The sequence below is a fragment of the Paenibacillus sp. N119s genome (assembly GCF_059447605.1).
The window spans coordinates 1-678 of record NZ_JCAJRU010000483.1 but is presented as its reverse complement, the minus strand read 5'-3'; the positions used below and the strand labels follow the sequence as shown (position 1 = coordinate 678).

The 678-nt window shown below is 38.1% G+C and carries 1 protein-coding gene; it reads right to left on the bottom strand.

Going from position 1 to position 678, the window contains the following annotated elements; genetic code table 11:
* Positions 1-670, bottom strand: a 670-nt coding sequence (locus AC5V8P_RS25890) for a DUF421 domain-containing protein (protein ID WP_495474095.1), incomplete at its 3' end; no start/stop codon positions are given.
* Between the last annotated feature and the right edge of the window lie 8 nt (positions 671-678).

Below are 678 nucleotides of genomic sequence, written 5' to 3'. Positions count from 1 at the left end.
ATTCATCAAAATATACATTCCCATCAGTACTGATTACGGCATAATTGATTTCTTTAAGAGAGAGTCCCTTCTTTTTTATCTGTGATTGTAGCCATTCTGTTGTGAGGTTATTCTGTTGTAAATTCGCTTCAATGATATCCCCGTCCATGATCATTTCAATGGGAAAAGCCTGCTCAGACTGACTTTTCAAATGCAGATCCTTTTTGATTACAGGCATACAATCCGGCTTTGGTAAGACAGAAATACTTCCATTCAGCTCAAGTACGGCATACTGAACATCTTGAATATTAAAAAAATTTTTCCCCCTCAGTTCCTGGTTCAATGTATCTAGCGTAACCTTAAGCTTTCTCATATTGCCCTCCATAATTTTTCCTTCCTGAATTAACACGGTTGGTTTTCCCGAGAACCAACTTCGCAGCTTCTGGTTTTTCATAGCTAAAACCATCAGCAAGTAGGCAATTCCAGTAAAAGTAAGCATGGAGGTTAGTAAAATTCTTATACTTATGGTGTTATTAAAGGCAAGATTCGCAGTAATGGACCCTAATGTAATGACAGCCACAAAATCATGGTAGGTCATTTGTGCAATTGTCGGTTTCCCCAAAAGACGTGCTAGAAACATCATTAGTGCAAACGCGGATATTGACCTTAACATGGTTTCCCATAATTCCATATACCAAG